Origin of the sequence: Bacteroides gallinaceum (assembly GCF_030373775.1) — a bacterium.
GTDB classification, from domain to species: Bacteria; Bacteroidota; Bacteroidia; order Bacteroidales; family Bacteroidaceae; genus Phocaeicola; species Phocaeicola excrementipullorum.
In genome coordinates this window covers 1-26,360 of record NZ_JAUDEN010000002.1, presented here as the reverse complement: position 1 = coordinate 26,360, position 26,360 = coordinate 1, and the positions used below count along the sequence as shown (strand labels likewise).

Here is a 26,360-nt window from a genome sequence, read left to right as displayed (position 1 = left end):
TTTGTTATGCGCCAGGAAAAAGGCCGTCCGTTATGACGGGGAAAGTCCGCAGCATCTTGTTGCGAAAGCTGCGGACTTTGTGAATTATACTTTTCCTTCGAGCCACGCGTCGATCATCCGGCGGGCGATGCTGAGTTTCTGAGGAAGTTCCGGCAAGTGGTTCCGGTCGTAAAACGCTCCGGTATTGAGCTCTTCATCCTGCAGCCTGATGGTTCCGCTTTCGTATTCGGCGACATAGCCTATCATGATTCCGCTTGGATATGGCCAAGGCTGGCTTCCGAAATACTTCAGATTCTTTATCCGCAATCGGGTTTCTTCCATCACTTCGCGGCATACGCATTCTTCCAGCGTTTCGCCCGGTTCGAGGAAGCCGGCTACCAGTCCTTTGAATGTTCCGCGGAAATTGCGTGCATGAACCAGCAGCACGCTGTCGCTTCCTTTCTTGATGAGCACAATGATGGCGGGAGAAATGCGCGGATAGATTTCCTGATGGCATTGCGGGCATTGTTTTGCGATGGGGCCTGTTTGAACCGTCCGCACGCCACATGCCGGACAAAACTGGCTGTTTCTGTCCCATGTCAGGATTTGTGATGCCTTGCCTGCCATCTTGTACTCTTCCAGAGGGAGTACATTGAATGACGCCCGCAGGTCTTTCATCATTTGCGGAGAGTTCTCGTCACCGTCAACCGGCGATGTGATGGCGAAAGCCTTTGCCGTCATTCCTTCAACGGTACCGATGACATGCACCGTTTTTCCTTCGGGAACTTCTGCAGGCGGTTCTGCCGAATAGGGGATATGATAGCCTCCGTTTTCTTTTTTTATCAGCAGCTGGTTGCCGCAGAATACGAACCAGCCGCACATTCCGTTTTCTTTTTGCTTCATCGTATTTTGTAGATTAGTGTTTTCTGATTGATGTTTCGGCAGCCTTCTTCAGGGTCAGCTTGTTTTCATTGTCAGCTGGATGCGCTTGCGTTCGCGGTCGATGCCCAGCACCTTGACATGCACATGCTGATGGATGCTTACTACTGTCGTCGGGTCGCTCACAAAGTGGTCGGCGAGCTGGGAAATATGCACCAGACCGTTTTCTTTGATGCCGATGTCTACAAAACATCCGAAGTTAGTGATGTTTGTCACAATGCCCGGCAGCTCCATCCCTTCTGTCAGGTCATCGATCGTGCGTACATTCCTGTCGAATTCGAAGGCTTGGATTTTTTGCCGCGGGTCACGCCCTGGCTTGTCGAGTTCCTGCATGATGTCGTTTAACGTAGGGAGTCCTACAGTGTCGGAAATGTAGTTTTCCACTTTTATCCGGCTGCGCAGCGTCTTGTCTTTTATGAGGTCGGTTACAGAACAGTTCATATCCTTGGCCATCTGCTCTACAATCGGATAGCTCTCGGGATGAACGGCAGAATTGTCCAGCGGGTTCTTTGCGTGCGGAATCCGCAGGAATCCAGCGCATTGTTCAAAGGCTTTTGCTCCCATGCGGGGCACTTTCAGCAGTTCCTTGCGCGACTGGAACGGTCCGTTCTCCGTGCGGTAGTCCACGATGTTTTTGGCGAGTGCCGGTCCCAGTCCCGAAACGTATGTCAGCAGGTGCTTGCTTGCGGTGTTCACGTTTACGCCTACCAGATTGACGCAGCTTTCCACAGTCTGGTCGAGCGATGCTTTCAGTTTGGTCTGGTCGACATCGTGCTGGTATTGCCCTACGCCGATGGATTTCGGGTCGATCTTCACCAGCTCCGCCAGCGGATCCATCAGTCTGCGTCCGATAGACACCGCTCCGCGCACGGTAACGTCGTAGTCGGGAAATTCTTCGCGGGCAAGCTTGGATGCGGAATAGATGGAAGCCCCGTCTTCGCTGACCACAAACACCTGGATTTCCCGGTCGAAACGCAGGGATGTAACGAACTGTTCCGTTTCCCGGCTTGCCGTTCCGTTTCCGATGGCGATGGCTTCGATTTTGTATTGTTCTACAAGCTTTGTCAGTTTGCGTGCCGCCTGCTGGTATTCTGATTTGGGCGGATGGGGATAAATGGCCTCGTTGTGAAGAAGTGTGCCCTGCGCGTCAAGGCAAACCACTTTGCATCCAGTTCTGTATCCCGGGTCGATTCCCAGCACCCGTTTCTGCCCCAGCGGAGGAGCCAGAAGCAGCTGGCGAAGGTTTCCGGCAAAAACATGGATGGCTTCTTCGTCGGCTTTCTCTTTGCTTGCGGCGGCGAATTCGGTTTCGATGCCCGGCTTTATCAGGCGTTTGTATGCGTCTGCCACAGCTTCCGCTACCTGACGGGCGCATTCATTGTTTCCCTTTACATATTTCCGTTCCAGTTTTTCGGTGCAGCCGGTGTCGTCCGGAGAAATGGATACTTTCAGAATACCTTCCGACTCTCCCCGCCGGATGGCCAGCAGGCGGTGTGAAGTGCATTTTTTCAGTGGCTCGCTGAAGTCAAAGTAATCTCTGTATTTGGCTGCGTTTTCTTCGGTTTCCTTGCCTTTCACCACCTTTGCCGTGATGACGGCTTCGCGCGCGAAGGCATTTCTTACCGTGTTGCGCGCCCCCTCGTTTTCGCTTACCTGCTCGGCGATGATATCGCGCGCCCCTTTCAGCGCTTCTTCTTCATTTTCCACTTCGCCTTTGACAAAACTGCGCACTTTGGCCGTCAGATTGTTTTCGCGCTGGAGCATGATCAGCATGGCCAGCGGTTCCAGTCCTTTTTGCCGGGCAGCCTCTGCGCGTGTTTTGCGTTTCGGCTTATAGGGAAGATAGATATCCTCCAGTTCGGTCGGGTTCCAGCATCCCGAGATCCGGGAGCGCAGCTCATCGGTCAGTTTGCCCTGTTCTCCGATGGTTGAAAGAATGGTTTCTTTCCGTTTCGCCAGTTCGGTCAGTTTGTCATAATTGGCTTGTATCTCACCTATCTGCACTTCGTCCAGTCCGCCGGTGGCTTCTTTCCGGTATCGGCTGATAAAAGGAATGGTTGCACCTCCCAGCAGCAGTTTCAAGGTATTGCTGACACGGTGTTCCGGCAGCTTGAGGGCTGCCGCGATCATTCGGCTGAATTCTTCCATATAAATCGTTTTCGTTTTTACACAGAATCACGCGGACTCTTGCAGAAAGTTGCATCTGAAAAGTCCGCGCGATTCTGTTTCTTATGTCGTTTTTTTTAATGCTTTTTTGAATGCGGTCTGAAAGCTTCTCAAATCATGTGATTGTCTTTGAGCCATTTTTTCCCTTTGGGAGTAAGGCACCATAACAGAAATATGACGCATGGTAATCCTATTGCTGATAAAACAAAAATTGATTCCATTATTTATCCTCCTTTTTCTTATTTGACAGAATCAGACCCGCTATTAATGTTGCCATTGCGACTAATAATCCAAGTGTATAGATTAAAAATCTTTTGTCTTCTACATCCTTAAACAAGGATGCGATGACAATTCCCGTCAAGACATATTTGGAAATGTCTATCAGATAATTTCCTAATTTTTCTTTCCACATAGTGCAAATATACACTTTTCTTTTGGATTGGCAACACCAGGATTTAAAATTATGAACTTCGGAAAAACGCTGCCTTCAGGCTGGAGATATGCACCTCTGGGCTGGATATAAGCGGATGTTGAGAATTCGTTTATACAAAATCTGTCTGTTCGGAAACGCAGATTAACGCGGATTTCCGCAGATGATAGTGCTGATTGTCTGCTTTTAATCTGCGAAAATCTGTGTTTCTGATGATCTCATTTTTACTTAAAGATTCTGCCCTGCTGTACGGGACTCGAAGTTCGGGCCCTGTGCTTCTGTGTTCTCGTTGTTCTGCGCCAGCCGAACGTCATTTGTAGAAGCGCAATTCGTTCTGCAGCCGGCGGATTTCATTCTGCATCTCTTCCATGCGGTTGAGCAAGTGGCGGATGGCATCGATGCCGGCTATGTTGATCGAAAGGTCGTAATACAGGTGGGTGTATCTTTCAAGTTCAGCCAGCTGGTCGGCGGGAAAGTAGCTTATGTTGTCTTTTACCTCCACGTCAATCAGTCCGTCTTCTCCCAGCATCATCACAAAGTCTGGCTCGATGTGGCAGTGGCTGCAATAGTCGTCTATAATGATCAAATTGTTTTGCATAATCTGTCGTTTTTAAAGGTTATCCTTGCTGAAGCTGCCGGAACAGGTCTTTCTGCTTATCCGTCAGGTTGGTCGGTATAGAAACATGGTAAGTCACTATCAGGTCGCCGAAAGCGCCTTCTTCCTTATAGACAGGAAATCCCTTGCCCTTGAGCCGGACTTTCGCGCCGTTCTGGGTTCCGGGGCGTACTTTCAGCTTTACCTGCCCGTCGAGCGTGTGAATTGTCACTTCGCCGCCCAGGACCGCCGTATACAGGTCAATGTTTATGTCTGTATACAGGTCGTTGCCTTTCCGTTTGAAGTCCGGGTCGTCGGCAACGGTGAATGTGATGTACAGATCTCCGTCAGGTCCTCCGTTCATACCTTTTCCGCCATGCCCTTTCAGCTTGATGACCTGTCCGTCTGCGACGCCCGCCGGAACGGTGATGCGCAATGTTTCGCCGTTGATTGTGAATGTCTGCTTGTGAGTGGTTGCAGCCTCGCGCAGCGTAAGCGGGAGTTCTCCTTCGATGTCTTGTCCCCGGTATCCGCCTCGGCCTCTTCCTCCGTTTGCAGCTCCTCGGTGTCCGAAAAGTTCTTCGAAGAAATCGGAGAAACCGCTTGCGTTTCCTCCGAATCCATGCATTCCTCCGCTTCCGAATCCTCCGGTAAAGTGTTGTCCGTCGGCAGAATACCAGTATTCTGCGTGTCCTCCCGGCCCTCCGCCTTGTGCTTCGTATGCTTTCCGCTGCGCTTCAAACTCATCCGCATGTTTCCACTGCTCTCCATATTCATCATACTTCTTGCGCTTTTCCGGATCACTCAAAACCTCGTTGGCCTCATTGATGGCCTGGAATTTGTCTTTGGCCGTCGGGTCATTGGGATTCAAGTCCGGATGATATTTTCGCGCCAGCTTGCGGAAAGCCTTCTTGATGTCATCCTGAGTTGCATTTTTGTCAACCCCAAGTACTTTGTAATAGTCTATAAAAGCCATATTGTCTGTTTGTTTTGTTAACCGGAGTGCTGCAAAATTTATGCCAGCAGGCGGCCATGAGAGCCGTATTGTCATTCCTCTTCAATAATTTATGCGTGATGGATTTTTATGGTGTGACAAGTTTTGTATCTTTGCAGAAGTTCTGACATATTGTCGTTCGTTTTTTTATTTAATTTTTACATATGAAATATTTGATTTGTTTGATGACTTTGTTGGGTATGATGCGTGTGCAACTGTTGGCGTCGGATGTCCATACGGTAACGTTGAAACTGGTAGAAACAAGTGACGTTCATGGCTGTTATTTTCCGTATGACTTCATCAATCGCAAGCCGATGAAGGGAAGTCTGGCGCGTGTGTCTGATTATGTGAAGAGGCTCCGTAAGGAATACGGGGAGAATGTGATTCTGATGGATAACGGTGATATCCTTCAGGGACAGCCTACAGCCTATTATTATAACTACATTGATACGGCTTCGCTGCATTTGAATGCGGAAATGCTGAACTATATGCGCTATGATGTCGGCAATATGGGAAACCATGATATAGAAACCGGACATGCCGTGTACGACCGGTGGATCCGTGACTGCGGCTTTCCGGTGCTTGGAGCCAATGTCACCGACGTGAAAACCGGCAAGCCTTACCTTCCTCCTTACCGGGTGTTTGAAAAGGAGGGAGTGCGGATTGCCGTGTTAGGCATGATTACTCCGTCGATACCTTCGTGGCTGCCCGAAAGATTGTGGAGCGGACTCCGCTTTGAAGATATGGAGCAGGCTGCACGGAAATGGGTGGACATTATCCGCGAGAAAGAGCGTCCGGACGTGCTGGTCGGACTGTTCCATTCCGGGCCGGAAGGTAACAAACTCGACAATGTGGTGGAGAACGCTTCGGCTCTGGTTGCAAGGAATGTTCCGGGTTTCGATGTGGTGTTTATGGGACATGACCATGTGCGGGCGTGCGAAAAGACAGTCAATGCGGCGGGCGATTCTGTCTTGCTGGTCAATCCGGCAAACATGGCGCGGACAGTGGCGGAGGTGACTCTGGAGATTCGGAAGGATAAGATGGGAAAGGTAGCAGGGAAGTCTGTTTCCGGCAAGCTGGTCAGCATGGATGATTATGAGGTGGACGAGGATTTCATGAAGACCTTTCACTCCCAGTATGATGCGGTGAGCCGTTTTGTCGCGCGCAAGATCGGGAGCATAGACAGAACCATTTCTTCGAAAGACGCCTTTTTCGGCCCTTCTGCCTTTGTCGACCTGATTCACCGCCTCCAGCTGAAGATTACCGGTGCCGACATTTCGTTCTGCGCGCCGCTTTCCGCCACAGCCGAAATCAGGAAAGGCGACATCTATATGAGTGACATGTTCAATCTGTATAAGTATGAAAACCTGCTGTATGTGATGGAACTGAGCGGACGTGAGATCAAGGACTTTCTGGAGATGTCGTATGCGCTGTGGACCGGCAGAATGCAGCAGGCCGATGATCACCTGATTCTGCTTAATGAAAAGGACAACGGCTTCGGCCGCTTCAAGAATCCGAGTTTCAACTTTGATTCGGCTGCGGGAATCATTTATACGGTGGATGTGACAAAGCCTGAAGGAAAAAAGATAACTGTCAGGAGTATGGCCGACGGAACGCCTTTTGATATGGACAAGATTTACAAGGTGGCCGTAAATTCGTATCGTGGCAATGGGGGAGGAGATTTGCTGACCAAAGGCGCGGGAATACCAAAGGCTGAGCTGGCGGAACGCATCATCTTCTCGACCGACAAGGACCTGCGCTTTTATTTGATGCAGGAAATCGAGAAGGCTGGCGTGTTGAGTCCGGAGCCGTTGAACCAGTGGCGTTTTGTTCCGGAAGAGTGGACTGTTCCTGCGGCAAAGCGTGACTGTCAGTTGTTGTTTGGAAAATGAACATTTATTTTTTTAGCTTATGGGAAAAATTTTACAAGAATTCAAGACGTTTGCCATGCGCGGTAATGTTATCGACATGGCTGTGGGTGTGATTATCGGCGGTGCTTTCGGAAAGATTGTTTCATCGCTGGTAGCTGATGTGATAATGCCGCTTGTCGGTCTGTTGGTTGGAGGAATTAATTTTTCCCAATTGAAGTGGACCATCAAGCCGGCTGTAATGGACGGCGATGCGGTGGTTTCTCCGGAAGTTTCGCTGAATTACGGAAACTTTATTCAGGTGACTTTTGACTTTCTGATCATAGCTGTTTCCGTTTTCCTGATGGTAAAGGCCATTAACACGCTGAGCAAGAAAAAGAAGGAAGAAGCGGCAAAGCCGGTTCCGCCTCCACCGTCGGATGAAGTGAAGCTGCTGGCGGAAATTCGTGATCTGCTGAAAAAGGAGAAAGACGGCGCACGCTGAAAGCGAGCGGAAGCATAGAAACTGAAGGAGGCAAAGGGTATCGGCCTGAAGCACAAGGCTGCCAACGATACGCTTTGCCTCCTTTGTTTTTCTATGTGTCTATTCTTTCCATCCTCCGCCGAGTGCCTTGTACAGATGAACCATCGTAATCTGTTTGTCACGGATGGCGTTGCTGAGGCTGATCTGGGCTTCAAGATATCCACGCTGGGCATCCAGCAAGTCCATGTATGCGATGACACCGTTCATATATTGCAGCTGCGCCAGGTCGAGCGCACTCTTTGATGATTGTTCCAGCCGCAGGCGCGTTTCATAGATTTCCTTGATCTTGTTGAATTCTGCGATGGCATTGTATGCTTCCTTGAAAGCGTTCAAGACAACCTTCTCATACTGGTGGGTTGCTCCTTCAAGTGCCGCTTTCTGTGCTTTCAGCCGTGCGCGGTTCTTGCCCCATGTAAAGACCGGCTGCAGCAGATTGGCGCTCAGCAGATGCCAGGGAGATTTCAGCAGTTCGCTCAGCAGGTCGCTTTCGCCTCCGTAGCTGGCGTTCAGCGTAAGCGAGGGGAACAGGCTGGTGAAAGCAATCCCTACGTCTGCATTGGCGGCGATAAGTGCCTGCTCTGCCTGGCGCACATCCGGGCGGCGTTCCAGCAGGCTGGAGGGCAGTCCGACTGGCAGGCTGACCGGGAACATCACGTCTTCCGGAAGCACGGAGCGATTGATATGGTGGGGATATTCTCCGGTAAGGAATGCGATTTCGTTTTCTTTCAGTGTGATCTGCCGTTCCAGATCAGGCACAAGGGTAGCGGTGCGTGCCAATTCCACCTGAGCCTGTCTGAAAGCTGTTTCTGACGTCAGTCCTCCTTCATAACGGATGCGGGCCAAGTGGAGGCTTTCACGGCGTGCGTCCACCGTTTGCTTTACGATAGACAGTTCGTTGTCGAGTGCTACCAGTTCAAAATAAGATTGGGCTACTTCAGCGATCAGGCTCATTTTCAAGGCCCGCTGGTTTTCGATGGATCCGAGAAATTCGGCCACGCTCTTGTCTTTCGCCCAGCGGAGCTTTCCCCAGAGGTCTATTTCCCAGCTTACGGTTCCTTTCAGATCAAACTCGTCGTCCATCGAATAATGGTTGCCCCCATAGTTTTCTCTTTCACGTTCAGCATAGACTCTCAGACCTACCTGAGGCAGCATGTTGGCCACCTGAATCCGCTTGCTCGCCGCGAGTTCCTTTACTCTTGCCGCGGCAATCAGCATGTCCTTGTTGTAGGTCAGTGTCTTTCTGATAAGTGCTTGCAGCGTGGTGTCTGTATACAATTCTTCCCATGCGTAGTCGCCGATTGAAGCGGTGTCAACGCTGAGGCTGTCGAGCGTTTCAGGCAGTTTCAGATCCGGACGTGTATAATGCTTTCCCAATTGGCAGCTTCCCAGCAGGAAGGTTGCCAATGCTACGGTCAGGAGCCGGTATGTTGTTTTCGAATATTTCATATTGAATGATTATTTTGCATGTTTCGGTTTAATCTTGTTTTTCGCTTTGTAGATCATGACAAAGAAGAAAGGAACCAGGAAGATGCCGACTGTTACAGCCACAATCATGCCAAAGAATACGCCTGTGCCGATGGCCTGGCGGCTGGCCGCTCCCGGACCCGATGCGATGACCAGCGGAACCATGCCGAGAATGAATGCCAATGAAGTCATCAGAATCGGACGGAACCGCAGGTGGGATGCGTGCAGGGCCGCATCAATCACATTCTTTCCCGCATCTACTTCGTCTTTGGCAAATTCGACGATCAGAATGGCATTCTTCGCAGCCAGTCCGACCAGCATGACAAGGCCAATCTGGAAATACGTGTCGTTTTCCAGCCCGCACAGTGCGACGCCGGCGTATGCGCCCAGTGCGGCGACAGGAAGCGAAAGCAGGACGGCTATCGGGACGCTCCAGCTTTCATACAGTGCAGCAAGGAACAGGAACACGAACAGGAATACCAGCGTAAGAATCATGCCTGTCTGTCCTCCTGCCTGTTTCTCCTGATAGGAAAGTCCGCTCCATTCTACGCCTATATTGTCGGGCAAGTGTTCTTCGGCCAGTTGCTCTATCAGTTCCATAGCCTGTCCGGAACTGTAGCCGTGTGCGGCCGTTCCGCGGATGATTGCCGTGTTGAACATGTTGAACCGTTTGATGCTTCCCGGACCGGTTGTGTATTCAGTGTTTCCGAGTGCGGTGAGCGGAATCATGTTGCCCGAGCTGCCGCGCACGAAAAACAGGTTGATGTTGTCGCGGTGTTCGCGATAGGGCGCTTCCGCCTGTATGTATACGCGGTAGATACGGTTGAACATGTTGAAGTCGTTTACATAGAGCGAACCGGTGTATGCTTTCATCGTGGTGAATACGTCTGCCATGGGAACGCCCGAAAGCTTTACCTTGTCGCGGTCTACATCGAAGTAGAGCTGCGGTATTTCGGCCTGCAATGAGGATGAAAGTCCGCTCAGCTCCTTTCGTTGCGAGGCGTAATACATCAATGTGTCGGCCGCTTGCACGAGGTTTTCATAAGTAGCGTCGCCGCGTGCCTCCAGCTGCATTTCGAAACCTCCGGAAGTACCCAGTCCCGGAATTACGGGCGGTGTGGAGAGATAGACTTTGCATTCCGGATATTTTTCAAACTCGTTCTGGACATCTGCCATCACCTCTTCGATTGTTGTATCGTCGCGTTCTTTCCATTCTTTCAGAATGACGGTCAGTGTGCTTCTGGCCTGGCTTGTGCCGACACGAGGACTGGTTCCGGTTACGTTCTGCACATATTCTACGGCGGGATTCTTCATCAGGTAGCTGACGGCCCGGTTGGTTATGATGCGTGTGCGTTCGAGTGTCGTGCCTTCAGGCATTTCCAGCTCGACGGTGAAATAGCCCTGGTCTTCCGTGGGAAGGAAGCTGGTTGGAATCAGCCGGTAGAGCACGAAGATGAACACGAGCACCATGCCGAATCCTGCCGTGATCCGTTTGGGGTGCTTGATGATTCTGCTGATTCCGGAAACATATTTGCGGTTGCCGAGGTCCAGCCATCGGTTGATGGCCCGGAATACGCGGTTTTTAGGCTTGTTCGGATCTTGCGGCTTGAGAATCAACGAACACATGACAGGACTCAGGGTGAGCGCCACTACGGTTGACAGCAGCACCGAAACTGCAATGGTGATACTGAACTGGCGATATAGCTGTCCGGTGATTCCCGACAAGAAACTTACCGGAACGAATACGGCGGCCAGCACCATCGAAGTGGCGATCAGTGCGCCTGTCAGTCCGTCCATCGCTTTTTTCGTTGCCTCATACGGGCTCAGATGCTCTTCTTCCATGATGCGTTCCACGTTTTCAACAACCACAATGGCGTCGTCCACAACCAGACCGATGGCAAGAACCAGTCCGAGCAATGTCAGAATGTTCAGCGAGAAGCCGAAGATAAGCATGAAACCGAATGTTCCGATCAATGAAATCGGCACGGCTATGGTAGGAATCAGGGTGGCGCGCCAGCTCTGGAGAGAGAGGAATACCACAACGATCACCAGAAACAACGCTTCGAACAGTGTCTTGTATACTTCATGGATTGACTCGGAAATGTAAGTCGTCATGTCGAACGGCACTTCATATTTCATTCCTTCCGGGAAGTTCTGGCTGATTTCGTCCATGGTGGCCTTTACCCGTTCGGCTACGTCCATCGCGTTGGCTCCGGGCAGCATGTAAACTCCCAGAACGGCAGCGTTTCCTCCGTTGATACCGCTTTCTGTATTGTATGACTGCGCTTCGAGCGATACGCGTGCCACGTCGCGCATACGGATCAGCGAGCCGTCGGAATTGGCGCGCAGCACGATCTCTTCGAATTGGGCCACCGATGACAGACGTCCCTGGGCCGTGATTGGAATGGTGATGTCGAGTCCGTTTACGGGCTGCTGTCCGAGCACTCCGGCAGCCGATTCACGGTTCTGGTCCTTCAGCGCGTTCTGCACGTCTTGTACGGTCAGGCCGAAATTAGCCAGGCGAGCCGGGTCAAGCCAGATTTGCATGGCGTAATAGCGGCTGCCTATGTTTGATACGCGGCCTACGCCCGGAATACGGCGGAGAAGGTCGAGCACGTTCAGCGTGGCGAAATTGCTCAGATAGATTTCATCGAACTTCGGATCGTTCGAAGTCAGACAGATGGTCATAAGCTGGCTTGCCGCCTGCTTTTCGATTTCGATACCGTTTTGCACCACTTCGGCGGGCAAGCGCGATTCGGCCAGCTTGATGCGGTTCTGGATTTCGACGGCCGCCAAATCCGGGTTGGCGGATATGTCGAACGTTACCGTTGCCGAAAATCCTCCGGAGTTGGAACTGTTCGATTCCATATAGAGCATGCCCGGCGTACCGTTCAGTTCCTGCTCGATGGGGGTGGCTACGGCCTGCGATACGGTCAAAGCACTTGCACCCGGATAAGACGCGCTGATTTTCACCACCGGAGGAGTGATCTGAGGGTATTGGTCGATAGGCAGCATGGTAAGTCCGATGATACCGATGATGACTATCAATATGGAGATGACGATCGAGAATACGGGCCGATCGATAAAGAAACTCACTTTCATGGATTGCTACGTTTAGAATTATGTGGTTTATTCGTCCTTGTTTTCTTCTTCTTTGGGGGCTTCTCCCAAACGCATTTTGACTCCCGGGGTCAGCTTGTGGTAGCCTTCGTCCACAATCATTTCTCCTGGTATCAGTCCCCGTTCGATTACGATGTTGTTTCCGAATTCGGGGCCCAGTTCGACAAAACGCTTTTCAGCAGTGGAGTCTTTGCGCATCACATAAATGTAGGAGCCTCCTTTTTCGATGATGATAGCCTTTTGGGGGACAACCGTCGCATTCTCACGCACATCGAGAAGCAGCCTGACTTTTGTGAACTGTCCCGGAAGAAGCACGTGCTCGGGGTTGTTCATTTCTGCGCGCACAGAGAATGTTCCGGTTTTGGGATCAACCTGCGGTTCGGCAAAGTCCACCAGTCCTTTATACGGATAAATGCTGTTGTCCGGCAATGTGATGGTTACGGTCGGTTGCCAGGAGCGGGTAGAATCCTTCTGGCCTATGATGATGTTGCGTTCTTTGCTTTTGAGGTAATCAAGCGCCGTCATGCTGAAGTCGATCAGCACGGTGTCGCTCTTTACGATGGTTGCGAGCAGCGACTTGCCCGATGTGCCTACCAGCGTACCGAGGTCGACATGGCGTTCGCTGATCTGTCCGGAAATCGGGGAGCGCACCACGGTGTATCCAAGTTCCTGCTCTGCCTGGTCCAAATCGGCCTGGCTCATGCCGACGCTGGCCACAGCCGTTTCATAGGCGGCTGTCGCATTGTCCAGGTCGAGCTGGCTGGCCGCATTCTGTTCGTAAAGCGGGCGGATACGGTTCAGGTCGCGTTCGGCCTTCCGCGCCGTAGCCTCGTCTTTTTTCAGCTGGGCGCGCGCCTTGTCTACTTTTGCCTGATACTGGTCCTGGTTGATAATGAACAGAACCTGGTTCCGTTTCACCTGTGTGCCTTCTTCAAACAGCATCTGTTCGAGAAAGCCTTCCACACGGGCGCGCACTTCGACGAACTGCTGCGCTCTTACTCTTCCTACATAATCGCCGTATATTTCCACATCCTGTTTGAGGGCAGGCGTGGCATGTACGATCGGAAGCTCGGGAGCCGGCTTGGGCTTGTGGGTCAGAATCAGATAAGCCGCGATGATTACTGCTATGCATATTGCCGCATAGATGGTTTGTTTCCTTCTAATCTTTAAATCCTTTACAGACAAAAAACGTTTCATATCTATTATTCTATTTGTTGTTTATAGAAACCTTGTAGCAAAAGCAATATATATGCCAAAGATAAGAAATTATTCTATTGGTTGATATTCAAATCCATAAATAGATCCGGGCTAAATGCTTGTGTGGAAGAACTGTGGATTTATTCTACACAAACTGTTCTCTCCACATGTGCTTGAGGGCTGAAACGGGGTGATGCAGCAGCATTCTCGGCCCTGCATATTTCATGACCTCCCCAATTCTCCGCTTCATATCGGGCTTGTAGCAGTGAACCGGACATTTCCGGCAGGTTTTCTTCTTTTCCCCGAACGGACAGCGGGAGAGCCTTGCGTGCGCATATTCCAGAAGCTGCCTGCACGAACCGCACAGCTCTTCGTTGCCTTCCCTGTGCCGGCAATAAAGCCGGATCATCTGTTCTACCGTCCTTTTTTCTTCTTCTATTCTTGAATGTCTGCGCATGTTTTCTGATGACTTCGTGTGTGCAAAGGTAAGACAAAAATCGGACGTCCGCAATCATCTTCCCGAAACTCCGGGTCATCCCGATAAAATCTATGGTTTGAAGGCAGGACTGTATAGTTCGAGCGTGGAACGTAAAGTCTGGTCCGTTGTATGCCGGGAATTTCCGGTATGTCCGCCCGTCTGTTCTTTGTTCCCTTCGTGTCCGGCCACGGAAAGATTTGAGTCAGTTTTCAGGCGGAGATATGATTTCCGTTCATATATTTTCGTAATTTTGCACCCGGAAAAAATCTTTAAACAACATGGAATTAGAGGAACATTTAGAAACGACTGTAAAGGCCCACGACCAGCTGCTGCATCGTAGGGTCGATCTTTTGCTGCGCACGGGGAAAGTATTGGTGGAAAGTCTGGCAGACACAAACCGTATTGTACGTAACATGAAGCGTACGGCTGCTTATCTGGGTATTCCGGAAGAGAAACTCCACATCAACGTCAGCTTCACGATGCTGATGGTGAATGTGAGCGACGGTGACTATTCTTTCACCAAGTTCCAGCGGATTGAGGGGCATGGCGTGAATATGACGGCCATTTCGGAAATCAGCAAGCTTTCCTGGCGGGCCATCGAGAATGACTATTCGCTTGACAAGTATGAGGAAGAGCTGGAAAAGATTCGTACCAAGAAGCGCAATTACACTCCTTGGCAGGTGGCCGTTGGAGCGGGTTTTGCATGCGGCGGATTTTGCGTTCAGTTCGGCTGCGACTGGATGGCCTTTCTGTATGCTTCAATCGCTGCCATTCTGGGAATGCGTCTTCGTCAGATCTGCAACGAGTCCGGTCTGAACCATTATATGGGCATTGCCATTTCTGCCTTTGTTGCCACCGTTGTTGCATGGGCTACAACCTTGCTTCCTGGCGATTGGACTTCTACACCGTGGCATCCGCTGCTGGCCTGTGCCCTGTTTATTGTTCCGGGTGTTCCTTTGATAAACTTTGTGGATGATATGCTTGACAATTACATTCAGGTCGGCATCGTGCGTGCCGTCAATACGCTGCTGATGGTTTCGGCCATGGCGTTCGGCATCGCTTTTGCCGTGAAGCTCTGTCAGGTAGACAACTTTTTCCCGACCATCAGCATGGTTCCGCACCACAATTATCTGGAGTATGCGATTGCCGCTGCCATTTCGGCCATGGGATTCTCCATGATTTTCAATATCCAGCGCCGCCTGCTTTGGGTGGTTGCCATCGGCGGCATCATTGCCGTTTGCACGCGCAATTTTGTCAATCTGGGTCCCAGCACCGACAATATCGGTCTGGATATGGGATTGGTTATCGGTTCGTTTACCGGCGCTGTTGTGGTCAGCCTGATTGCCATCAAGGCGGTCCACTGGTTTCATGTGCCGAATCACGTGCTGACCATTCCTTCGGTGATTCCGATGATTCCGGGAGTACTTATGTATCGTATGCTGTTCGGACTGATCAACATGAATGTCCAGACAGCCGAGCAGGTGACCCCGTTGGTGAAAGCAATCGAGAGCGGCGTAAATTCCGGCCTCATAATCATGTGCATTTCATTGGGAGTAGCCATCCCTAATATTTTCGGCCGCCGGTTTATCGCTCACTCGAAGAATGCCCGTCTGCACGAGCTGCTGAAAGAGCGCAAGGAACGCGGCAAGTTTATCGAATGGTAATTTTCATTTTTAATTTCAAGAAATATGATTAGACTTAATGTTTTTATTCAGGCGGACGAGAAGAATCACGCCGCTGTAGTTGAAGCCGCAAAGGAACTTGTTGCCGCTTCGTTGAAAGACAACGGTTGCATAGCTTATGATCTGTTTCAGAGCGCAACCCGTCCGGATGTGCTGATGATTTGTGAAACGTGGAAAGACGCTGAAAGCCTGAGTGCACACGAACAGTCGGCTCATTTCACTGCATTGGTTCCGAAAATCCAGAGTCTGGCTGAAATGAAGCTGGAGAAATTTCAGTTCTGATTTTTCGGGAGAAATATAAAGAAAAAGAAGGTGTGTCGAAATATAATTAGCTTTCATTTTGTCATCCTGAACGAAGCGAAGGATCTCGGAAATATAAGCATGATACATGCTAGATGTTTACTTCATTCAATATGATATTACTTTTTGATAGCCCAATTTGTTTTGGCACGCCTTCTTTCTTTTAGTCAGTTGCTCTTTGTTCAGAGCTTTTTCAGGCCTTTTAATTCAGATGTATCTTTTGCCTCTATGATGCTGATGGCATATCCTCCGGCAGCGACAGCTCTTAAATTCAGTTTGGTTTTGTTCGTAACGATTCCTTTTTTGATTGTATACGATTGAGGGTTGGTCTTGTAGTCGGCATCCTTTCCATCTGCATAGACTGTTGCGATATATTTCTTGTCGGCATCCAGAAAATCCAATGTAATTTTTGACGTGTGTTCGGCATCGCCCGCTACACACCCCACAAACCAGTTACCAGTGTCTTTTGCTTTGCGTGCAACGGTGATAAATTTGCCCGGTTCTGCTTCCAGGTATTTGCTGTCATCCCAATCCACAGCTACATCTTTGATAAACTGAAATGCGTCCATAAATCTTTCATAGTTTTCGGGGATGTCTGCTGCCATCTGCAGTGGACTGTACATTGTTACGTACAGAGCCAGTTGGTTGGCTATGGTTGCGTTTACATGCGAATGGTTGTTCGGATTGATCTTTTCAATGTCCATTTCGAATATTCCCGGCGTATAGTCCATCGGTCCCCCCTGTAAACGGGTAAACGGGAGTATTGTTGTATGAAAAGGTTTGCTTCCGCCGAAAGCTTGGTATTCGGTTCCTCTTGCAGATTCATTGCCTATCAGATTCGGATATGTGCGGCACAAACCTGTTGGGCGTACAGCTTCGTGCGCATTTACCATAATCTTATGTTTGGCAGCTTCTTTTACACAATGCAGGTAATGGTCGTTCATCCACTGGCCGTAGTGATGTTCCCCATAAGGAAGCATGTTGCCTACATATCCGCTTTTTACGGAATTGTATCCGTATTTGTTCATCAGTTGGTAGGCTGCTTCGAGGTGCCGTTCGTAGTTGACGGAAGAGCCTGAAGTTTCATGATGCATCATCAGCCGGACACCTTTAGAGTGCGCATATTCGTTCAGTGCTTTGATGTCAAAGTCAGGGTAGGGAGTTACGAAGTCGAATACATAATTTTTTTGATTGCCAAACCAGTCTTCCCATCCAATGTTCCATCCTTCCACCAATACTTGGTCGAATCCGTGTTCTGCCGCAAAATCGATGTAGCGTTTCACATTATCGTTGTTGGCAGAATGTGTTCCATTCTTTGGGAGTTTGCTGTAGTCGCAGTTTTCTAACTTGACAGACGGCAAGGCATTTGTGTATGACCATGTTCCTTTTCCGGTAATCATTTCCCACCATACACCTACATATTTTACGGGTTTTATCCAAGAAGTGTCTTCCAGTTTGCAAGGTTCGTTCAGATTCAGAATGAGATGTGATGCGAGAATGTCGCATGCATTATCTGAAACGATAATCGTACGCCAAGGTGAATGGCAAGGCGTTTGAAGCCGGCCCTTGTAACCTTCTGCATCTGGAGTCAGCCAGGATTCGAAGATCATGTTTTTGTCGTCCAGATTGAGATGCATGCATGAATAGTCTGTCAGTGCGGCTTCATGCAGGTTGATGTACAGTCCTTCTGCCGTTTTCATTTGCAGAGAAGTTTGTACTCCTGTTTCTGAGAAAACAGTCTGCGAGGCATTCGACGTGACTGCGTTCCGGAGAAGTCCGCGTATCTCAGACAGTTTGGATTGTGTATAATCATATTCTTGCGTGTCATAATCGCCGGGAATCCACCAGGCTGTATGGTCACCTGTCAGCGCAAATTGGGTATGTTCTTCCTTTATGGTAAAATAGACCAGATTCTTCTGTTGCGGGAACTCATAGCGGAATCCTACTCCGTCGTCGTAAACACGGAAGCGAATGTTCATGTAGCGGTTGGTTGCAGGCTGTTTCAGCTCGGCCACCATTTCGTTGTAATGGTTTCGGATTTCTTTCACTTCTCCCCATACAGGTTGCCAGGTTTCGTCGAAAGAAGATGTCGAGATGTTGACTTGTTCAAACCCGTCCATGAGGTTGTTCCCTTCACGCAGTTCCACTCCCAGTTTGCTTTCTTTGATGACCGGTATCTCTTTGTAATTAACCTTATAAGTCGGTATTCCGTTTTTCAGCCGGAAATCTATTGATATTTGTCCGTTAGGTGATTGGATAACTTTTGCATGAGATGTGATGGCTCCCAGCAAGAGAACGGCAAGTGTAAGTTTGATTTTCATGGTGTCAATAATATTATGAGGTTATTTATATTCAATAATCAGCATGTCCCAGTATTTTAATGAGGGGAGTTTCATTTCCAGTCGGTCGCCGTTTGTTTTGAATCCGATAGGGCACAACGCTCCTCCCGCAAAGTCCGGCGAAGCCATCCAGATTCCTTTGACTGGGCGTGAAGGACGGAAACTGAACTTGGGGTTTTCCGTAAGAATAGGTTCCGGCATGGTTCCGTCGTCGTCACGCCATTCGTCGCTGTTTGCCTGCGAGAAGTTCAGTAGATGGATGATATCTTTGTCTTTCAGATTGCGAGCGATGACGCATAGCGTTTCTGTTTGTGGAGGCCATTGGCTGACGGTAAACTTTCCGTCGGCCGATTCAAGGTCAACTGATGTGTTTAGGGTGCCTTCATCACGCAGGACATTCTGATAAGCGGTGAGAAAGTCGTAGTAGTGTACAATAGCTTGCTTTAATTCTTCGCTCATGGTCAGGTTGTTGTTCGGGAAGTATTCTTTGCACAGCATGTGCGGTCCGAGTTCTAAATGCGACCCTCCCAAAGCGAACATTACAGCATCAGTGAGCAGTACGCCCGGAGTGTTGAACTGTCCTTTGTTGTCGGCAAGCCTATAGTTCATGTAGGCTGCGAATACCGTATTCAGTCGGTTGCCACTGTAGTTTGCATTTTCGTCGATGATTTGTTTGAGGTGGCTGAATTTCGCTTCAGTGCGGTCGGCATCTTTTCCCCAGACTTCATTGTACAGAAAGTCTACAGCTCCGCTTTGCGCGATATTTTTACTTCCATATCTGCTTACGGCATTCATGACCAGACGTTTGTCAGGATGTGCTTCTTTCATTGCTTTGATGAATGACGCGTATCCTTCCGGAAGATCCACTTCTTTACCGTATACGTTGAATACCGTTCCGCGATCGCCTAACTGATCAATCTGATACCCGTCGAAATCAAACTGATTATATACGTCTGCATTCCGTTCTGCCAGATACTTTTGCCAGGCAAGGTTTCCCGGGTCTGTCAGGTAAATGTCGCTTTTCCATCCGTCAGGCAGATCATGGGAGTCGCGAGTCTTGGCTGCATAGTCTTTATAGAGTCCCCATGAATCGCTGACCCCATCTTCGCGTGCATCTGCGAGGGCTCCGAAGCAGAGGTTGTAGAAAATTGATTTCATGCCATATGTATGTTGTATGTTGATGTATTTTTCGATGGTTTCAGCATATACGTCCCGATTGGCAATATCTTTGTATATGTTGAGAACCTGTCCGTCGTGCGTGCTTCCAAGCGGCCAGTGGTGTTTGTTGTGCCAATCCTGAAACTGCACGCCGTTGATATGGCAACGCTTCAGGAAGTTCATTTCGTCTTGAATGGTTTCATCGGTCTTTTTTCCAAAATCCGCTACAAAGCCGTATCTGGGGAAACGTTTCCAGTCGCTCGAAGCATCTATGGCAATGGTTCCGTAGATGGTTTCTATACCGTTTGATGACGAATAGATTTCGGCCATATAGCCGGTAAAGTCTTGTTCCGGAAGAGCCCAGTTCCATGAGTTTCCGGTATAGTCCTGTTCTGCAATCACTTCCTCTAATTGACGGTAACGGATTTTTGTTCCGGCAGGGATTTGTCCTTCTGCAGTGAACTGGACGTTTTCTCCCGGGGCGTAGCAGGCTTTGTCTGTGGTGAGCCGGATTTTTGGACCGGCTGTAATGCTGACAGACACATCTCCTCCCGAATGGTCTGACGGATTGATTCCCGTTGTTGCGTTTTCATCTTTGCATGAGGCAAAAAGCATGAAGCATGATACTAAATAAAATATCTTTTTCATGGTGTACGTATGTTTTAGTTTTTAATGATGGTAAGCGTTTCTGTTGCTTGATTTAAAGTGATGGTGTAGCTTCCGGATTCTGTGACCTTCCATTTGTTGTCAAGTGCACCATATCCATAATCGGGGTTTGTCTTGTCTATTAGATACATGACATGTTCTCCCGGTGTGAGCTCTTCTCCGGCTTTTTCTGCCATGAACCATGCGCCCATCCAGTCTTCTTGGTTGTCGCAGCTGAATTTGATTTCTCCAGCATTGAGGTTTCCTGTCCACTGCAAGGTGTGGCTGTCGTCTTGCAAGGTCATTGATGTGCTTGACGGCATATCCCATCCGTTTGGTGTGGCATCTCCTACCAAATAGATTGTTGTATAAGGGGTAAACGGGTTCATAATCATTTTTTCCTTTCCGTCAGTAATGTCAAGGCGTATTTTATAGATTTTTCCACATTCATTTTCGTTTAAAACCCATTTTTGGTCGCTTCCTCCCAGTTTTACATTTTGGTCGGTATAAGGAGCTTTGTCTTGTGTGGACATGTACATATTGTCCCAGCTTCCCGCCATTGTCCCGAATTTGAATTCTCCCTCTGCTTTCCATTCGAAGTAACGGCTGTAAAGGAAGACGAACGGATTGACAGGATCCTTTTTGAGTGGATCAAAGCTCCAGTCGTTGAAGCTTCCTACAAAATAGATCATATCATATGCTGGAGCAAGAGGTTCCGATTTTTGCAGGCTTAGCGTATTGTCCAGCAGGTTAACTGTCAGTTTGTAGAGGTTGGTTTCGCTGACGGTGAATTTCAGATCCTCCACACTGTTGTCTGTTTTCTTGACAATCGGGCATACGGAGCCGTCAGTCAGTTCTGTTCCGTTGTCGGCAGTCCGGACATAAGCCGTAGACAGAAGATCTTTTTCTGTGAAAAACTTGAATTCCTTGTCGGCTGTCAGTTGGGCAACAACGCTGAATATGCCGGGTTGCTGGTTGTTTTCGAGAGCCAGAGCTTGCATCTGGCTTGCATCCCATCCGCCATCGGTTGCGTCGCCGCACAGGTAGAGTGTTTCAGCTACAGGTTCATAAGTGGCTATTTTCAATGTGACAGAAGCCGTTTGGGTATATTCTTCATATCCGGAAACTTCTGCTGTAAGTTTGGCTTGTACGTTGAGTGTTTCTCCGTAATTGAGGCTGATGTTTGCATTGTGCAGGTAGTCATTCAGTTCTCGTACGGTGAATGTGTACGAAAGCTCCTGGTCGTTGAAAGATTTATCAAACAGAGGTGCTGTTTCCGTATCGTTGGCGGTGTTATTCAGTTCCAGTTTGTAATTCATTCGGGCACTGGTGCCATAATTTGTACCGCTGGTCCACTTCAGAGTGACCGCAGTCTGCGTGGCATCTGATTCTTTCAGGTTGATTTCCTGTTTGTCGGCAGTCAGGACTAATGTATTGTTTCCTTTGTTAAGTTCGGCCAGCTCTTCAGCGCATGACGTGAGCAGGCAAATTACGCTTAACAGTATTCCCGTTTGTGCGAATATATGTTTAAGTTTCATAATCTGTATGTTAAATGATTTATAAACGGTTTGTTCTGTTTCGGGCAACAAGTTGTCTTTTTAATATCCCGGGTTTTGTTCCATCAGTTTGTTTGCGTCCATTTCCACTTGCGGAATGGGAAGCAGCAGGCGGTCTTTGGTTGCGTTTGTCTTTCCGATTGACTGGAAGAACTTCAGCGCATAGTCACCTCCGTCAATGCGAATAAGGTCGAACCAGCGGTGGCCTTCGAAAGCCAGTTCCATGCGGCGTTCATGGATGATCTTTTCTTTCATTTCCTCTTTATCCGTACCTGTATAGTTGTTCAGTCCCGCGCGTTTCCGGACGATATTCAACGGCTCTTGGGCCTTTGCGGTTTCTCCCAACTCGTTCAATGCTTCTGCTTTCATCAGCAATACATCCGCATACCGGTATACGATGAAGTTTTGTGGGCTGGTTTCTGCATCTTGATACAGGTTCAACGACATTGGGATAAGAAATTTGCGTACATTCCTTCCTGTCATGAAAGCATAGCTGGCTTTATATTCTTTTCCGTCAAAGTTGGGGCAGCCTTCATAAAGAACGGTAATGTCCTTGCGGATGTCGCCTGGTTCGTAGGCATTGAAAAATTCATCGGTGGGCTGGTTCCATCCGTATGATCCGTATGTGAATCCGGAATTTCGGGGTCCCATGTAGGTAGAACACCATGACGCTTGTCCGTCGTTAGCCCAGAATCCTCCTGTTCCTGCGTTTTCGCCTGAATATTGAACCTCGAAGATTGATTCGGCACTGTTCTTGTTGTTGATAAGATTTTCGTTCCAAAGGTCAGCGTAAGCGTAATGGCTCAAGTCGTATCCCATATCCTTTATCTGATCGCAGAGATTAACGACAGCTTGGAAGAATCCTTCTTCGGGGGCAAGCAGCTGATAAGTATCTCCGTATGATGCCAGTGTCAGATACACTTTCGCCAGTTGGGTGTATGCCGCATCCTTTGTGGCGCGTCCTAAATCAGCCGGAGCCAGTTCGTTTTTCTGGGGAAGTCGACTGATAGCTTCTTTGCAGTCTTTGATGATCAGGTCATAAACTTCTGTAATGCTGTTGCGGGCTATATCCTTGGGATCGTCCACTTCGGCAGGAACAGTACGTATGGGAACACCTCCGAAACAGCGTACAAGAATGAAATAATAGTGTGCCCGCAAGAAGTAGGCTTCTCCCAGACAGCGTTCCAATATGTCGGGAGCGATGTTTCCCGTATTTTCTGAAAGCGTTTGGAGCGTTGTGTTGCAATTGCCGATGCCTGTATACCCCCCTCTCCATACGCCTATGGCAAGATTGTTGGTTGGAGTGGCATAGAAGTTTGCGATTTCTTTGGTTTCTACGCCGTCGGTTCCGGTAGAAGGGTCGCCGCCTACCTCACTGTTTCCGGCACAGATGTCGAGTGTCCAGATACGTTGGTTGTAGAGGTTCATTGATTGGAGCGACTGATAGCATCCGTTGGTCATGGCAATGGCAAGTTCGTCGCTGACAGGCATATTTACGTTAGGCGAATCTTGCGGATATTTTTCTAGAAAATCGCTGCAAGATGAGCATGTCAGCAGTGTGGCTGAAATAAAGATATAAAATAGACGTTTCATAATCGGCATTACATTTGGAGGTTAGAAATTGAAGTTAAGGCCAAGGTTGAATGTCCTTGAAATAGGGTAGCGGTTGTTGTCGATGCCGTTGACATCCACTTCCGGATCGAATCCGGAATAACTGGTGATGGTGGCCACATTTTCGCAGGAAATGAATATGCGGGCATTTTCCAAAGTCAGTTTGCTGGTCCATTTTTTCGGGAAGTTATAGCCCAGTGTGATGTTTTTTATACGGAGATAGGAACCGTTTTCTACCCATCTGTCGGAGTTTCTGTTGTTCTTGGCCGGGTCATTTAAGATGGCTCTCGGCATAGAATAGCTTGTGCCTTCTCCTGTCCATCGGTCGAGTACGGCAGTTGTCTGGTTGGCAGCTCCTGCCATGCCTTCATTGCTGATATTGTTGGCATTGAAGATGTCATTTCCGCTCACCCCTTGCAGGTAGATAGACAGGTCGAATCCTTTGTAACTTAGATTATTCATCATAGAGAATATCCATTTCGGATTCGGGTCGCCGATAGTGGTGCGGTCTTCCTCGTTGATCTTTCCGTCGTTGTTTAAGTCTTTGAAGCGGATATCTCCCGGACGGGTTTCAGTGCTTTGAAAGGCATGGGCATCTATTTCTTCCTGATTTTGGAAAATTCCGTCAGTCACATATCCGTAAAACGTATTGATGGGGAATCCGTTGGCGAGCCGGGTGACGTGTTCGCCTCCCAGCTCGTTCCGCATCATCGGAATATCGCTGTTCAGGTCGATAATTTCATTCTTGTTGTAGGTGACGTTCAGGCTTGTATCCCAGTTGAATTCTCCTCCGGTAAAGTTGTAGGTGTGCAATGCCAGTTCAAACCCTTTGTTTCTTACTTTCCCAGCATTGGTCTTGCAGCTTGAAACGGTTTCATCGAATCCGGCTGTGATGGGTACGGATGCTTCTACAAGCATATCTTTCGTGCTTTTTATGTAGCCGTCTACCGACAAGTTGATGCGTGAATTGAACAGGCTCAGATCGATGCCGATATTTGCCTGATGAATAGCCTCCCAGCGTATGTCGGGATTATACAAGCTGGTTGTTGTCAGTGCATCCACCACTTTTCCTCCGAAAGCATATTTGCGTATGTCGAACAGTGCGGCAAAGTCGTAGTTTCCGATGGAAGCCTGGTTACCAGTCACGCCATATCCGGCGCGCAGCTTGAGGTCTGAAACGATGTTGTTTTGCGGAAACCATGATTCTTTTGATATGCGCCATGCCAGTGATGCGGAAGGGAATGTTCCCCATCGGTTGTTTTTTCCGAAGCGCGAAGAACCGTCGCGGCGGACTGTGGCTGTGACGAAATATTTGTCGTCGAAATTATAGTTGGCACGTGCCATGTATGAAAGCAATGCCCATTCGTTCATGCTTCCCGTGAGGCTTGTTATATTTTTGGCGTTGGAGAGTTGGTTGAACTCATCGAAGAGAAATTCGGCAACGTTTCCATTCATGTAGTCGTACTTGTTCCACTGTGCGGAGCTTCCCAGCATGGCATCTACATGATGTTTCCCGAAATCCTTGTTGAATGTGAAATAGTTGTCCCACAAATAGGTGAATGATTTGTCGCTGCTTTGATACTTGCTGCTTTCTCCTGTTTCGCCGGAAGCTGTCCAGTCGTATTTGGGGAAAAAGTTATTGCTGTACCAGAATTTAGCATCGTATCCGAAGGTGCTTTTGAATTGCAGCCATTCGCAGAATTTGATTTCGGCAGAGATGTTTGCCAGAAAATTGTATCCGTCTGTTTCGCTGCTGTCGTTGTACATTGGTCCTATGGGGTTGCGCATTGTTCCGTACCAGTTGGCTTGCGAGCGGTTGTCGTAGTCTGGATATCCCGGATAGCTCCAGCCTCCGTCTTCTGTTTTTACCGGCTGTGTGGGCAGTGCCTTCATGGCATCGGCAATGCTGTAAGTTCCCTGTTTCTTCCGGTCGGTCGAGAAAGTGAGGTTGTTTGAGAATTTCAGCCAGCTCAACACTTGTGAGTCGGTGTTGGCCTGAAAAGTGAAGCGACGGTAGCTGACCGTTTCTACGGTACCGGTCTGGTTGATGAAACCTCCTGAGATATAATAGTGCGACTTTTCGTTTCCGCCCGAATAACTGAGCGTATAGTTTTGCGTGACACCGCTATGGAACATTTCGTCTAGCCAGTCCGTGCTTTGTGTCAGGCTGTTCGGATCAGTCCATAACGGGTTGGTAGCTTGTCCCGCAGCAGAGAGCATATCGTTGCTGTATGCTGCATATTGTTGTGCGTTCAGCATTTCGGGTTGGTTGGTGATTTGCTGTATCGCCCAATTGCCGCTGAATGAAAGTTTTCCTTTTCCGCTTTCTCCTCTGCGAGTGGTAATCATGACTACTCCGTTTGCTCCTCGTGAACCGTAAATGGCGGTTGCTGATGCGTCTTTCAAGACATCTACACGATCTACGTCTGCCATGTTGATGGCGTTTAAACCCAAATCAGTCGGTACCCCGTCAATTACGACCAGTGGGTTGCTGTCGTTGATCGAACCTACGCCGCGTACCCGGATGGTTACATTGTCGCCAGGTTTTCCGCTGTCTACGATTTGGAGTCCGGCTACTTTTCCCTGCAGGGCTTGTCCGATATTGCTTGCCGGTGAGTTACGGATGTCTTTTGATCCGACAGATCCGACAGCTCCGGTCAAGTCGCTTTTTTTCATGGTTCCGTAACCGATCACCACAACTTCGTCAAGCAACTCTGTGTTGTCTTTCAATGTAATGATGATGGGTTGGTTTCCGCTGACTGTTACGTTTTGGTCGGTGTACCCGATGTAGGAAACTAAAAGTATACTCCCTTTGGGAACATTCAGAGAGAATTTTCCGTTGAGATCGGTAACGGCTCCGTTGGTTGTGCCTTGCTGTACAACGTTTGCTCCAATGACCGGTTCGCCGGCGGAATCAAGTACGGTGCCCGAAATTGTTAGTTCTTGGCTGAATGCGCTGGCGGTTACCAGCAGACATCCAAGCAGGGCAGGCATTCGTTTCTTCAGAGAAATAAAAGCATTGTTTTGCATAAAATTAGACTTTAAAATGATGATAAAAAGGATTTTACCTGATGTTTGAATCAGGTGTCACAAAGGTATCTTATAAAAGATGACACATCAGGCTTGTGTATAAAAAAAGTAGTGTTTATGACTATGGCGTAATTGATAAAATATTGGTTTATAGCCTATTGCTGTTTGTGCGTAAAAATAAAAAAGTAGTTCCTTTGTAGCATTTTCTCAAACATTTCTGAGAAATCTTTTCTCAGTCTGATTCTGTGGGCTAGAAAAAAGAGAAAGTTTAAGCATTGGAAATTTT

Annotated in this window: 18 protein-coding genes; 4 read left to right on the top strand and 14 right to left on the bottom strand. The window is 48.8% G+C overall.

Going from position 1 to position 26,360, the window contains the following annotated elements:
* Positions 1 to 84: 84 nt before the first annotated feature.
* The 5 genes from nudC to QUW60_RS01420 all read right to left on the bottom strand — a co-directional run bounded on the left by nudC (position 85) and on the right by QUW60_RS01420 (position 5,085).
* Complete coding sequence (gene nudC, locus QUW60_RS01440) at positions 85 to 924, bottom strand: NAD(+) diphosphatase (protein ID WP_289558310.1); 840 nt, start codon at positions 922 to 924, stop codon at positions 85 to 87.
* Between the two features lie 12 nt (positions 925 to 936).
* Positions 937 to 3,066: a Tex family protein gene (locus QUW60_RS01435; RefSeq protein WP_289558190.1), complete on the bottom strand. Its 2,130-nt coding sequence runs from the start codon at positions 3,064 to 3,066 to the stop codon at positions 937 to 939.
* 238 nt (positions 3,067 to 3,304) lie between these two features.
* A complete protein-coding gene (locus tag QUW60_RS01430; protein WP_258337580.1) occupies positions 3,305 to 3,496 on the bottom strand; it encodes a DUF6722 family protein in 192 nt (63 codons plus the stop codon).
* Positions 3,497 to 3,824: 328 nt separating this feature from the next.
* Positions 3,825 to 4,112, bottom strand: coding sequence for a chaperone modulator CbpM (locus QUW60_RS01425; RefSeq protein ID WP_258337581.1), 288 nt, complete (start codon positions 4,110 to 4,112; stop codon positions 3,825 to 3,827).
* Positions 4,113 to 4,131: 19 nt separating this feature from the next.
* Positions 4,132 to 5,085: a DnaJ C-terminal domain-containing protein gene (locus QUW60_RS01420; protein WP_289558189.1), complete on the bottom strand. Its 954-nt coding sequence runs from the start codon at positions 5,083 to 5,085 to the stop codon at positions 4,132 to 4,134.
* Between the two features lie 182 nt (positions 5,086 to 5,267).
* Between QUW60_RS01420 and QUW60_RS01415 the strand changes: the two genes are divergently transcribed.
* Both QUW60_RS01415 and mscL read left to right on the top strand, forming a co-directional pair.
* A complete protein-coding gene (locus tag QUW60_RS01415; RefSeq protein WP_289558188.1) occupies positions 5,268 to 6,995 on the top strand; it encodes a bifunctional metallophosphatase/5'-nucleotidase in 1,728 nt (575 codons plus the stop codon).
* 19 nt (positions 6,996 to 7,014) lie between these two features.
* Positions 7,015 to 7,455, top strand: a complete 441-nt coding sequence (gene mscL / locus QUW60_RS01410; RefSeq protein WP_258337584.1) for a large-conductance mechanosensitive channel protein MscL — start codon at positions 7,015 to 7,017, stop codon at positions 7,453 to 7,455.
* A 99-nt stretch (positions 7,456 to 7,554) separates the two neighbouring features.
* On the opposite strand, the gene QUW60_RS01405 is transcribed toward mscL, so the two are convergent.
* The 4 genes from QUW60_RS01405 to QUW60_RS01390 form a co-directional block, all read right to left on the bottom strand.
* On the bottom strand, positions 7,555 to 8,940 hold the full coding sequence (locus tag QUW60_RS01405; protein WP_289558187.1) for an efflux transporter outer membrane subunit: 1,386 nt from the start codon (positions 8,938 to 8,940) through the stop codon (positions 7,555 to 7,557).
* Between the two features lie 9 nt (positions 8,941 to 8,949).
* A complete protein-coding gene (locus QUW60_RS01400) occupies positions 8,950 to 12,060 on the bottom strand; it encodes an efflux RND transporter permease subunit (protein WP_258337586.1) in 3,111 nt (1,036 codons plus the stop codon).
* 27 nt (positions 12,061 to 12,087) lie between these two features.
* On the bottom strand, positions 12,088 to 13,275 hold the full coding sequence (locus QUW60_RS01395; RefSeq protein ID WP_258337587.1) for an efflux RND transporter periplasmic adaptor subunit: 1,188 nt from the start codon (positions 13,273 to 13,275) through the stop codon (positions 12,088 to 12,090).
* Positions 13,276 to 13,420: 145 nt separating this feature from the next.
* Positions 13,421 to 13,732: a nitrous oxide-stimulated promoter family protein gene (locus QUW60_RS01390; protein ID WP_258337588.1), complete on the bottom strand. Its 312-nt coding sequence runs from the start codon at positions 13,730 to 13,732 to the stop codon at positions 13,421 to 13,423.
* Positions 13,733 to 14,031: 299 nt separating this feature from the next.
* On the opposite strand from QUW60_RS01390, the gene QUW60_RS01385 reads away from it, so the two are divergent.
* Positions 14,032 to 15,417, top strand: coding sequence for a threonine/serine exporter family protein (locus QUW60_RS01385; protein ID WP_289558186.1), 1,386 nt, complete (start codon positions 14,032 to 14,034; stop codon positions 15,415 to 15,417).
* Positions 15,418 to 15,441: 24 nt separating this feature from the next.
* Positions 15,442 to 15,717, top strand: coding sequence for a putative quinol monooxygenase (locus tag QUW60_RS01380; protein ID WP_258337590.1), 276 nt, complete (start codon positions 15,442 to 15,444; stop codon positions 15,715 to 15,717).
* 200 nt (positions 15,718 to 15,917) lie between these two features.
* Here the strand turns inward: QUW60_RS01380 and QUW60_RS01375 are convergent, their stop codons facing one another.
* The 5 genes from QUW60_RS01375 to QUW60_RS01355 are packed head-to-tail and all read right to left on the bottom strand — an operon-like array spanning position 15,918 to position 26,074.
* Positions 15,918 to 18,056 (bottom strand): glycoside hydrolase family 97 protein, encoded by a 2,139-nt coding sequence (locus tag QUW60_RS01375; protein WP_258337591.1) that lies wholly within the window; start codon positions 18,054 to 18,056, stop codon positions 15,918 to 15,920.
* A 21-nt stretch (positions 18,057 to 18,077) separates the two neighbouring features.
* On the bottom strand, positions 18,078 to 19,880 hold the full coding sequence (locus QUW60_RS01370) for an endo-dextranase (protein ID WP_289558185.1): 1,803 nt from the start codon (positions 19,878 to 19,880) through the stop codon (positions 18,078 to 18,080).
* A 14-nt stretch (positions 19,881 to 19,894) separates the two neighbouring features.
* Positions 19,895 to 21,415: a SusE domain-containing protein gene (locus QUW60_RS01365; protein ID WP_289558184.1), complete on the bottom strand. Its 1,521-nt coding sequence runs from the start codon at positions 21,413 to 21,415 to the stop codon at positions 19,895 to 19,897.
* Positions 21,416 to 21,475: 60 nt separating this feature from the next.
* Positions 21,476 to 23,026 carry a RagB/SusD family nutrient uptake outer membrane protein gene (locus tag QUW60_RS01360; protein WP_258337594.1) on the bottom strand — a complete coding sequence of 517 codons (1,551 nt, stop codon included), beginning with the start codon at positions 23,024 to 23,026 and terminating at the stop codon, positions 21,476 to 21,478.
* A 21-nt stretch (positions 23,027 to 23,047) separates the two neighbouring features.
* On the bottom strand, positions 23,048 to 26,074 hold the full coding sequence (locus QUW60_RS01355; protein WP_289558183.1) for a SusC/RagA family TonB-linked outer membrane protein: 3,027 nt from the start codon (positions 26,072 to 26,074) through the stop codon (positions 23,048 to 23,050).
* Positions 26,075 to 26,360 lie beyond the last annotated feature (286 nt).

Bases quoted from the DNA above. Each gene is read 5' to 3' on its own strand.
- QUW60_RS01375 (WP_258337591.1), bottom strand. From the start codon at position 18,056: ATGAAAATCAAACTTACACTTGCCGTTCTCTTGCTGGGAGCCATCACA.
- QUW60_RS01425 (WP_258337581.1), bottom strand. From the start codon at position 4,112: ATGCAAAACAATTTGATCATTATAGACGACTATTGCAGCCACTGCCAC.
- QUW60_RS01385 (WP_289558186.1), top strand. From the start codon at position 14,032: ATGGAATTAGAGGAACATTTAGAAACGACTGTAAAGGCCCACGACCAG.
- QUW60_RS01370 (WP_289558185.1), bottom strand. From the start codon at position 19,880: ATGAAAAAGATATTTTATTTAGTATCATGCTTCATGCTTTTTGCCTCA.
- QUW60_RS01430 (WP_258337580.1), bottom strand. From the start codon at position 3,496: ATGTGGAAAGAAAAATTAGGAAATTATCTGATAGACATTTCCAAATAT.
- QUW60_RS01400 (WP_258337586.1), bottom strand. From the start codon at position 12,060: ATGAAAGTGAGTTTCTTTATCGATCGGCCCGTATTCTCGATCGTCATC.
- QUW60_RS01415 (WP_289558188.1), top strand. From the start codon at position 5,268: ATGAAATATTTGATTTGTTTGATGACTTTGTTGGGTATGATGCGTGTG.
- QUW60_RS01405 (WP_289558187.1), bottom strand. From the start codon at position 8,940: ATGAAATATTCGAAAACAACATACCGGCTCCTGACCGTAGCATTGGCA.
- QUW60_RS01360 (WP_258337594.1), bottom strand. From the start codon at position 23,026: ATGAAACGTCTATTTTATATCTTTATTTCAGCCACACTGCTGACATGC.
- QUW60_RS01365 (WP_289558184.1), bottom strand. From the start codon at position 21,415: ATGAAACTTAAACATATATTCGCACAAACGGGAATACTGTTAAGCGTA.
- QUW60_RS01435 (WP_289558190.1), bottom strand. From the start codon at position 3,066: ATGGAAGAATTCAGCCGAATGATCGCGGCAGCCCTCAAGCTGCCGGAA.
- QUW60_RS01380 (WP_258337590.1), top strand. From the start codon at position 15,442: ATGATTAGACTTAATGTTTTTATTCAGGCGGACGAGAAGAATCACGCC.
- QUW60_RS01355 (WP_289558183.1), bottom strand. From the start codon at position 26,074: ATGCAAAACAATGCTTTTATTTCTCTGAAGAAACGAATGCCTGCCCTG.
- mscL (WP_258337584.1), top strand. From the start codon at position 7,015: ATGGGAAAAATTTTACAAGAATTCAAGACGTTTGCCATGCGCGGTAAT.
- QUW60_RS01390 (WP_258337588.1), bottom strand. From the start codon at position 13,732: ATGCGCAGACATTCAAGAATAGAAGAAGAAAAAAGGACGGTAGAACAG.
- QUW60_RS01395 (WP_258337587.1), bottom strand. From the start codon at position 13,275: ATGAAACGTTTTTTGTCTGTAAAGGATTTAAAGATTAGAAGGAAACAA.
- QUW60_RS01420 (WP_289558189.1), bottom strand. From the start codon at position 5,085: ATGGCTTTTATAGACTATTACAAAGTACTTGGGGTTGACAAAAATGCA.